Annotated in this window: 14 protein-coding genes and 1 tRNA gene; 6 read left to right on the forward strand and 9 right to left on the reverse strand. The window is 60.8% G+C overall.

Going from position 1 to position 8,369, the window contains the following annotated elements; translation table 11 throughout:
* Positions 1-124 precede the first annotated feature (124 nt).
* Complete coding sequence (locus EN857_RS22465) at positions 125-1,114, forward strand: alpha/beta hydrolase (RefSeq protein WP_127391378.1); 990 nt, start codon at positions 125-127, stop codon at positions 1,112-1,114.
* Positions 1,115-1,275: 161 nt separating this feature from the next.
* On the opposite strand, the gene EN857_RS22470 is transcribed toward EN857_RS22465, so the two are convergent.
* The 3 genes from EN857_RS22470 to EN857_RS22480 all read right to left on the reverse strand — a co-directional run bounded on the left by EN857_RS22470 (position 1,276) and on the right by EN857_RS22480 (position 3,005).
* Positions 1,276-1,515, reverse strand: coding sequence for a DUF2188 domain-containing protein (locus EN857_RS22470; protein ID WP_127283881.1), 240 nt, complete (start codon positions 1,513-1,515; stop codon positions 1,276-1,278).
* A gap of 32 nt (positions 1,516-1,547) precedes the next feature.
* On the reverse strand, positions 1,548-1,826 hold the full coding sequence (locus tag EN857_RS22475; protein ID WP_127310126.1) for a DUF982 domain-containing protein: 279 nt from the start codon (positions 1,824-1,826) through the stop codon (positions 1,548-1,550).
* 75 nt (positions 1,827-1,901) lie between these two features.
* Positions 1,902-3,005 carry an NADH:flavin oxidoreductase/NADH oxidase gene (locus EN857_RS22480; protein ID WP_127391379.1) on the reverse strand — a complete coding sequence of 368 codons (1,104 nt, stop codon included), beginning with the start codon at positions 3,003-3,005 and terminating at the stop codon, positions 1,902-1,904.
* A gap of 153 nt (positions 3,006-3,158) precedes the next feature.
* On the opposite strand from EN857_RS22480, the gene EN857_RS22485 reads away from it, so the two are divergent.
* The 3 genes from EN857_RS22485 (at position 3,159) to EN857_RS22495 (ending at position 4,463) form a co-directional block, all read left to right on the forward strand.
* Positions 3,159-3,737 carry an NUDIX domain-containing protein gene (locus EN857_RS22485; protein ID WP_127394154.1) on the forward strand — a complete coding sequence of 193 codons (579 nt, stop codon included), beginning with the start codon at positions 3,159-3,161 and terminating at the stop codon, positions 3,735-3,737.
* Between the two features lie 173 nt (positions 3,738-3,910).
* Positions 3,911-4,111: a DUF1127 domain-containing protein gene (locus EN857_RS22490; protein WP_127283885.1), complete on the forward strand. Its 201-nt coding sequence runs from the start codon at positions 3,911-3,913 to the stop codon at positions 4,109-4,111.
* A gap of 266 nt (positions 4,112-4,377) precedes the next feature.
* Positions 4,378-4,463, forward strand: a tRNA-Leu gene (locus tag EN857_RS22495).
* A gap of 226 nt (positions 4,464-4,689) precedes the next feature.
* Here EN857_RS22495 and EN857_RS22500 read toward each other — a convergent pair.
* Positions 4,690-4,956 (reverse strand): hypothetical protein, encoded by a 267-nt coding sequence (locus EN857_RS22500; protein WP_135897658.1) that lies wholly within the window; start codon positions 4,954-4,956, stop codon positions 4,690-4,692.
* An 87-nt stretch (positions 4,957-5,043) separates the two neighbouring features.
* Positions 5,044-5,640: a hypothetical protein gene (locus EN857_RS22505; RefSeq protein ID WP_135897659.1), complete on the reverse strand. Its 597-nt coding sequence runs from the start codon at positions 5,638-5,640 to the stop codon at positions 5,044-5,046.
* Positions 5,641-5,823: 183 nt separating this feature from the next.
* Between EN857_RS22505 and EN857_RS22510 the strand changes: the two genes are divergently transcribed.
* Positions 5,824-6,093 carry a helix-turn-helix transcriptional regulator gene (locus tag EN857_RS22510; RefSeq protein WP_245521660.1) on the forward strand — a complete coding sequence of 90 codons (270 nt, stop codon included), beginning with the start codon at positions 5,824-5,826 and terminating at the stop codon, positions 6,091-6,093.
* Positions 6,094-6,172: 79 nt separating this feature from the next.
* Here EN857_RS22510 and EN857_RS22515 read toward each other — a convergent pair whose 3' ends face one another.
* Entirely contained in the window at positions 6,173-7,000 is an 828-nt protein-coding gene (locus EN857_RS22515) for a hypothetical protein (protein WP_135897660.1), read from the reverse strand.
* Between the two features lie 113 nt (positions 7,001-7,113).
* Here EN857_RS22515 and EN857_RS22520 point away from each other — a divergent pair, with 113 nt between their 5' ends.
* A complete protein-coding gene (locus EN857_RS22520) occupies positions 7,114-7,293 on the forward strand; it encodes a hypothetical protein (protein WP_135897661.1) in 180 nt (59 codons plus the stop codon).
* Between the two features lie 334 nt (positions 7,294-7,627).
* On the opposite strand, the gene EN857_RS22525 is transcribed toward EN857_RS22520, so the two are convergent.
* From EN857_RS22525 to EN857_RS22535, 3 genes are all read right to left on the reverse strand, one after another.
* Entirely contained in the window at positions 7,628-7,816 is a 189-nt protein-coding gene (locus EN857_RS22525; protein WP_189522821.1) for a hypothetical protein, read from the reverse strand.
* A gap of 24 nt (positions 7,817-7,840) precedes the next feature.
* The gene (locus tag EN857_RS22530) at positions 7,841-8,044 is read right to left on the reverse strand and encodes a hypothetical protein (protein ID WP_135897662.1); all 204 of its coding nucleotides are present in this window, start codon (positions 8,042-8,044) and stop codon (positions 7,841-7,843) included.
* A 2-nt stretch (positions 8,045-8,046) separates the two neighbouring features.
* Positions 8,047-8,369 (reverse strand): hypothetical protein (locus EN857_RS22535; protein WP_210235146.1); only part of this gene is annotated, 323 nt, incomplete at its 5' end.

Genomic DNA, 8,369 nt, shown 5'->3' on the forward strand with positions numbered 1-8,369 from the left:
AAACAGGGTCGCCTGAGATAGCGCGGCGACGGAGCGGCGGCAATGCGCCAGCACTATGCCACGGCGGCGCCTTGCGGCGACATCTGCGGCAGGTAAGCTGCCTGCGTTGCCAGTGAGAGGAAAAATGCTGCTGTCGATCTTGTCCTGGCTGCTCGGTGGCCTGCTCCTGCTCGCTGTTGCCGTAGTCGTCGGCCTTGTGCTGGCGACATGGTGGATCAGCGCCAAGGCCGAGAGGCTGGTACCGGCGCGCGGAAAATTCGTCGAGATCGACGGCAACCGTATCCATTATGTCGAGGAAGGCGAGGGCAGGCCGATCGTCTTCCTGCACGGGCTCGGCGCCCAACTTCACCATTTCCGCCACACGCTGTTCGGCCGCTTCGGCCCGGGCTATCGCCTGATCGCGCTCGACCGTCCGGGCTCCGGCTATTCTGTGCGGGCTAGTGACGCCACGGGGCGACTGCCCGAGCAGGCCGAAATCGTGCGGCGCTTCATCGACAGGCTCGGGCTGGAAAAGCCGCTGGTCGTTGGTCATTCGTTGGGCGGCGCGATCGCGCTGACGCTGGCGGTGGAGCACCCCGGGACAATTTCTGGCATCGCCTTGCTGGCACCCCTGACGCATCTGGAAACCATGGCGCGCCAGAAATTCGACCTGCTCTACGTTCCTTCGCGACTGCTGCGCCGGATCATGGCGAATACGGTGGCGATACCCTTGAGTTTGAAATACGCGGAGCCGACAATGAGGTTCATCTTCGCGCCGCAGGCCGTTCCCGGTGACTATATGACCGCAGGAGGCGGCTGGCTTGGGCTGCGGCCCGCCCATTTCCATGCGACCTCGACCGACGTCGTTGCGGTGGAACAGGATCTCGGCCGCATCGAGCTGCGCTATGGCGAGATCGCCATGCCTGCCGGCATTCTGTTCGGCACCGCCGACCGCGTCATTGGCATGCCTATCCATGGCGAACCGATGCGGGACAGGCTCAAAGGGCTCGATTTCGAGGCCGTCGACGGTTTGGGCCACATGCCGCAATTCATCGATCCGGAGCGCGTCACCGCCTTCATCAAGCGCATTGCCGCGCGCGCCTTTGCCACGAAGAGCCTCTCAGCCATCGACTGAACGCCGAAGCGGGCTAGCCGGGACCCGATGCCAATGCCGGGCAGAATGTCAACGATCATTATTGCGGCAAGTAGCAGACCGCGCGCTTTCCAAGTGGCTGGCTAGGATGCCCTCGCGGGCATCCGCGCCCGCTCCGGCAAGAGCCGCCCCAGGAATAGATGCTAATCGGAAACTTCGGTTTGTGGCCGGTCCCTGCCATCGGCCAGTTCATCGTGCCACTTGCCTTCGGCGTCCTCGTACTGGATGCCGTCCGTGGTGCCGGCGATCTGCTGCTCGGCCGAAGCGATCTCGGCGGCGCGCAGCGCGTCCTGGTGGGTGGGGAACGTCTCCGAGAAGGTCGAGCCGACCTTGTAGGCCCAGCCGCCATCGTGCTCGACGATCTTGTAAGTCAGCTTCGCCATGAAGTCCTCCGGTTGAAAAGGCCCCTTTTTGCTCAATGCAGCCGATCGTCGGGCAAGCGGTCGTCGGGCACCAGCACTTCCGATTCCTTGGCCGCTTCGATCAAGGCCCGGCGCGCATCCGCGGTTGAACGATATCCTTCCAGCACTTTCAGGCAAGTGTCGACTGCATCACGATGGCGGGGGCCGCGATTGAGCGGCCAAACCGTCATCAGGCACTCCGCTGCCTCCCTGGTGCTGCGGATCTGGCGATATTTGCCGACATGGCCGAGTTCGACCACCACCGGCTTTTCAAAGGGTTTGCTGTCCATCATGGCCGCAAACGCAAAGCAGCCAAATTGGTTGCAATCGTGTCTTCCGGGCTGCGCCCAAACGTCTCAGCGAGGTGGTCAGCTCGCCGCCTTCATCCAGTGCCGCATCGTCGTCACCGAGCGGGCAAGCTGCGGCGCGGGATGGATCTCCTGGCCGAAGGTCGCCGCGGCGCGCCATCCCCAGCGCGGATCGGCGAGGAAGGCGCGCGCCAGCGCCACCATATCGGCCTGGCCGTCGGCAACGATCGCCTCGGCCTGCTTCGGGTCGTCGATCAGCCCAACGGCTCGCGTCGGGATGCCGGCGCCTTTTCGCACCGCTTCCGCCAGATGCACCTGGTAGCCAGGCCCAGACGGCAGCTGCTGCAAGGGGGAATTGCCGCCGCTCGAGCAGCAGAGATAGGCGATGCCCTCGGCCTTCAGCGCCTTGGTCACCTCGATGGCGTCCTCGACATCGAAGCCGCCATCGACCCATTCCTTGACCGACAGGCGCGCGCCGAGCATCAGCTTGGGGACGGCTTTCCGCACCGCCCTGGCGATCTCGATGACGAAACGCATGCGGTTCTCAAGCGAACCGCCCCAGCGATCGGTGCGCCGGTTGGACAGCGGCGACAGGAACTGGAAGATCAGGTAGCCGTGCGCCGCGTGCAGTTCGATGAAGTCGAAACCGGCGCGTTCGGCGCGCCTCGCCGCATCGGCGAAACGCTCGATGATGCGCAGGATCTCGTCTTCCTCCAGGGCGTGCGGCACCTGCCAGCCTGTGTCGTAGGCGATGGCCGAGGCTGACACGATCGGCCAGGGATCCTGGTCGGGCTTGAGCGGCCCGCCGCCCTCCCACGGCCGCTGGCACGAAGCCTTGCGGCCGGCATGGGCAAGCTGGGTGCCGAATTTCGTGCCAGGCGCGGCGACGCGCCTTGCCGCGTCCAGCGTGCGCCGGGCAGCGGCTTCGTTGTCGTCGGAAAAGAGACCGAGGCAGCCATGCGAGATGCGTCCGCGCCGCTCGACGTCGGTCATCTCGACGGTGACCATGCCGGCGCCGGACATGGCAAGGTTCATCCAATGATAGAGATGCCAGTCGCTGGCGGATCCGTCCTCAGCCGAATACTGGCACATCGGCGCCACGGCGATGCGGTTGGGCAAGGTGAGGCCGCCAAGCGTGATCGGCTGGAAAAGCGATGAGGTCATGAAAAGAACTCCGGCAGGGGATGCTTATTTAGGCGAGGGCACCGGCACGCACCAGACACGAGGCGGTGAAACCTTGGTCTGGCCCAATCGTCGCCCGGATTGCATGAACGCCGGTTCGCGGCTACGCCATGGCGCCGGCACAAGGAGTTCATAATGGAAGATCGCATTCGCATCCGCTCGGAAGAGGTGCTTTCCGACGATTGGGCGGTCCTGAAGAAGACGGTCTTCGACTATCGCCGCCGCGACGGGCAGTGGGAGACGCAGATCCGCCAGACCTACGATCGCGGCGACGGCGCGGTGATCCTGCCTTTCGATCCATCGCGCTCGACCGTTCTGCTCGTGCGGCAGTTCCGCTATCCGGCCTATGCCACCGGCCACCAAGAGCCGCTGATCGAGGCCTGCGCGGGCCTGCTCGACGAAAACGACCCGGAAACCTGCATCCGCAAGGAGGCGGAGGAAGAACTCGGCTACCGGCTGAAGGACGTCCAGAGGCTGTTCGCGCCCTACATGAGCCCAGGCAGCGTGACCGAGCGGCTCTGGTTCTTCGTCGCGCGCTACTCGCCGGCCGACCGTATCTCGGCCGGCGGCGGCGCGCCGGAAGAGGGCGAGGACATCGAGGTCCTGGAGATGACGCTCGACGAGGCGCTCGCCGGTATCGCCGACGGTAGCATCGTCGATGCCAAGACGATCATCCTGATCCAGCACCTGAAACTATATCCGATACCGGCCTGAGGCGCCTGCCAGCGCCAAGTTCCGGTGACTAAGGAAAGCGTACTTCAGAAGAGCGCCATGGAAAAAGCCCGGCCAACATGGCCGGCGCTCTGTGAATTTTGTCACAGACGCATTCACGCATTGGCCTAGCTTGCACGGCGTAGTTTTTCTGCAGCGGTGAAGGGAGCACTCCGATGCTTGTCAACCTTCCTATGCTTGTAACCCTTCCTCTTGTCGTAGTTGGTCCCCTTGTCGATTGGCTCGGTCGCCGAGCCGATCAGAAGGCGCAGTTGAAGGCAACGGACGAACTGAGCGAGTCGCCGGACGACATTCTCAGCGACATCGGGATTTCCCGTGACGACATCGAGACCATGCGCTGGCAGTCCAGCCATTAGGGTGGGGTTACACCCATGCTTCCGCCCTAATCGCGGGTGGCATCGACGTTGTTGCAACTAGCCGCCGGCCAGAGCATGCATCACCCGCGGTCACGCTTTCGGTCTACGCCACCTCTTCAGGAAGCCGGACGAAGGCGCGGCGGCGGCGATCGAAGCTGCGATGAGAGCGGGCGCGGAACAGCAATAGGGATATTTGGTGCCAAACGGTGCCAAATCCACCCACAGGACTAGACCGGTCTCGCCTTAAGTGCTTGTAATCGCGGCGCGCGGACGTGGCGGAACTGGTAGACGCAAGGGACTTAAAATCCCTCGATCTCTGATCGTACGGGTTCGATTCCCGTCGTCCGCACCACGTTGAAATCGTTGTAAAAATTCCATTTCTATAAACCCACTGGCTACCCTGACAAAACTCGACGTGGGTAGCCGTGCGGGTAGCCGGGACAATGAAAAGGCCCGAAAAGCCGAAGCCTCCGGGCCGTTGTCTGTGCCTCCCCCATAGAAGCCGAAACAGGGGAAACAGGCGAAACGCTATGAGGGCAGTTTGCCGTGTTCCTCTTTGTATCGTCCCTCGAACTCGATCATGCTTCCGCCGATCGCGGCCAGCCGGACGGCTTCCGGCGACGTGTGTCGCCCTTGGGGATCGAGGCATCGAGCGCGGTGTAGGTTTTGGCGACAAGGCGGTACTGTTCAAGGGTCTGGATGGTAGGCGTGTGGGCCTGCGTCCACATATTGCTGACAAGCCAATCTATATCGGCCTTCGGCATTCCAGCCCGGATGAAATCCTCGCGTATCGCCTGCATCCGGTCTTCGAGCATTTTCGCGTGTTGAGCGTCTTCTCTATCCATCGTCTGCGTCCTCCTTCTGATTCCTTACAATGGCACAGCCCGGCCACCTGAGCAGCCGGGCCATATCGTTTCGCAGGCGTTATAATATTACGATAGCGGGCCAGTCCAGCCGGGGACAGTGACGACAGGTCCGACGATCGTCAGAGACGGCTCAGGACGCCTGCCACGGCCGGTTCGGAGCATCTGCCGCGCCATGTCCTTGCCTTCGCCTGTGAAGCCGCCACAGCCATAATCCGGGCTGTCTTGGACGTCTTCCAAGCTCTCAACGTCGGTGCCCGGTTGCCCCGTATCGTTGCCCCAGCCGAGCCACGGCTCATTGTCGCAACCGCTGAAGATGCCGTCGTCATGGGGTTCGTCGAGGATATCCCCGCCATGCTCGTTTTCGTCCTCGACGTTCTCGTCCCAATGGCCGCCCTTGGCCCAAGAGGACGTTGCGGAGGCGTCCCGCTCGTCGCCGTTCGCTTCGGTGTCATTGTCGGGCTCTAGATCGTCCTGCGGTCCCTCTAGGTCGACGCATGAGCCCATCACACCGTCGGCAGACCAGCCGAGCGAAGGCTCAAGGTCGGCGCTGTCCTCGAGGTCGCAGTCGGGCGACATGGCGTCGAGCATGTCGATTAGACGCTCTATCGAGTCGGAGATCGATCGCCGGCTGTGGCAGTCGACGGTAAATTCGAGGTCGCTCATGATGACCTCCGCTTGATAAGCAGGATGCGGCCGGAAAAGCGGCCGATTATGATTACCCAAACAGCGGGCATAGCTTCGCCGGCTGCCGGAAACGTGAGTTTCGGCATGATATTGCTCCTAGAGCATGGTTGCTGTAACATCATGCAAAATAAATGACTTGGGCTTTAAGTCAATACAATTTGCATGAAGTTGGAGCGAATAGTGGTTACAGCAGGGCAGTTGAGGGCCGCGCGGGGTCTAATCGGATGGTCGCAACAGGATCTTGCCGAGAAGGCTGAAGTGGGCCGCGCGACGATCGCGGACTTCGAAGCTGGGAAGAGAGCACCCTACTCCACGACACTGGCGCGGCTGCAGGAGACGCTAACTGCGGCCGGCGTCGAGTTCATCCCCGAGAACGGCGGCGGCGCCGGCGTGAGGTTGAGGAAGGGTGGCGGCATAGATAGTGGCGGATGAACGGCTGGGGACGCTGAACTCGTCAAGCCTTGGCGTCGCAAACATTTAAGCCCGTTCGAAAGGATGAACTCGCTCGGACTTATTGTGCTGCTTCTACTTCTTTGAAGTAATCCCAGGCCTGTCCGTAAACCTTGATGGCAATATCCTGATAGAAGAAAAGGATTTCAGAAAGCTCCCAAGCAGCAAACTGAACAACTTCACCTTCGCGGTACACGCGTTGGCGCCTGACTTCGACGACAGACAACTCCGAGCCAATATCCTTTGGTTGAGCGACAAATACCCTATCTCTGGGTATCAGCCGCTGCTCTCCCGATTTTGCAGCTTGAAACATGTCCCGGCCGCGCCACCTTACCGGCATAGACGCATCTTCCGTGAATCTTCTCGATGTCACTCGGCCGCTATCGTGGGCTAAGCAATTTCGTGCGTTCCCTAGACTGCGTAAACAACGTGATTCCTCATCATGACGAGCAGCCTTTTTTCCAACAGCATCATAGAATTGCTCGTGAAGGGTCCAGGTGTTTGCCAGATTTGGCTTTTTCGTGGTGATCGCGCCAGACGCCACGAACTCCCGTAGCGAATTCACCAAGTCGATCGCTGAGCCGACAAACCGGTTATAGGCTTGGTCGATTTCAATAAGGCCTTGGCCAATTGCCCAATGACGAAACTCAAGCTGATAGCTGTTTCGCTCCGCTTCTGGGACGGGGTCCGGAACGCCAACATCAAAAACGATGTTCGACTTCAGCGTGACAGAGGCGAGCGGCGCTGAGTCAGTCGTGTGAAAGGCATAACCGAGAAAGACCGCGGCTCGACGAAGTGATTGCTGCATTGGCGCTTCGAAGGCCGCGAAGTCAACATGCAGGCCGATTTTGCCATCTGGTTTCTTGGTAAGGGTGAGAATGTCGGTCATCGGGGATGCAAACACCATTAACTTTGCGCCAGAAGCCAGCATAGCGTTTCGGCGGGCGCTCTCGAAGGAAGTCTAGCCACCGCCCATAAAACCCAAAGAGGAAGGATCGATCTATGGCCAGGGAAGCCGATTATCAGGATGACGATATAGTGGTCATCTCACACAGCCCGCTGGTAGGCAAGTTGCTGCTGATCACGGAAGACGACGAAGAGATCGAGCTTCACCTCGAGAGGGACAGCGCCGAAGCTCTGATGAGCGCGCTGGGTGCCTTCTTGATGGAAGGCGCGCTCTGACAAACCCGCCGGCAGCGCGATATGGTCGGCACGGCCGCCTGTGGCCGGCATGGGCGCCTACATGCTGTTGCGCTAAAGCGAAACCCGCTGCCGAGGGACAGCAGCGGGCTTGGCTTCAAGGCTAGCCGGAAGAGGGGATTGGGACACAAGGGCATCCGGCCAGCCCTTTCAACGAGGGTGGGGATCGTTTGTTCCTATGCCGGTCGCATATATTAGCACTCTCTTGACTAAACCCGCTTTCGCCCCAGAATCGCCTGCATCAACGCTGGGGCTTTTTACCTCCAGAGGTAACGCTACAGGGCCTGTAGCCATTCCCCTGCGGCTGGGTAGTGCTTCAATGGCTGGCCTTGCCGGGATGTCCTGCCGCTGCCATTTGCTTGTTGAACGCAGTGGCCTCTTGCGCCGTATCGAATAGACGGGCGGTAGCCGTTCCATCGGGAGCGATGACTACGGCCAGGTATGGCAGGCCGCTCGCTGGCGGGTGATAGACGGCATAGATCGTGCTGTGCTTCATTCCCTTCATGCTAACGGGACTCAAAGACTTCGCCTAGCCTTGCGTTGAATTCAAAAGCCGATCCCGGTGAGCGATGTGCAGAAGCTGCATCTGCTCGAACAGGGTCAAAAGGTCCTCGGCCAAGTCTGCCCTGAAGCCCTTATGGTGGAAGTCGGCAACAATCTCCCGCTGGCGTGCAATATGTCGCTCGCCCAAAAGCACATGCTGCTCCAGCATCGCCAGAAGGGTTTCCCTCATCGCTAAGCGATATCAGATTTCTCGCGCTTGTTATAGGGCCCGCGCTTGCCTGGCTTCGGCGGCAACAGGGCCGGCGCGCCGCTTTCACCTTTAGGGACGGCGGACGTTTCAAACATCGTCCGTACTGGTTTCTGCAACAGGGATTCAGACAACTCGAGCAAGCTGTAGCACGACGCCATCCGTGTGGCGGAGCGCCCTATTGAACGCTCTGTCGCGGCAACGATCCGGAGAGCCTTGAGATAGCGCTTCCGGTTCCCGAACAGCGTAGCCATCGCTTGCACCCCTGCATTCATAGGCGCTTCGGTCACCGGCCTAAAATAGGAGC

Source organism: Mesorhizobium sp. M4B.F.Ca.ET.214.01.1.1 (assembly GCF_004791545.1).
In the GTDB taxonomy this organism is placed as follows: Bacteria; Pseudomonadota; Alphaproteobacteria; order Rhizobiales; family Rhizobiaceae; genus Mesorhizobium; species Mesorhizobium abyssinicae.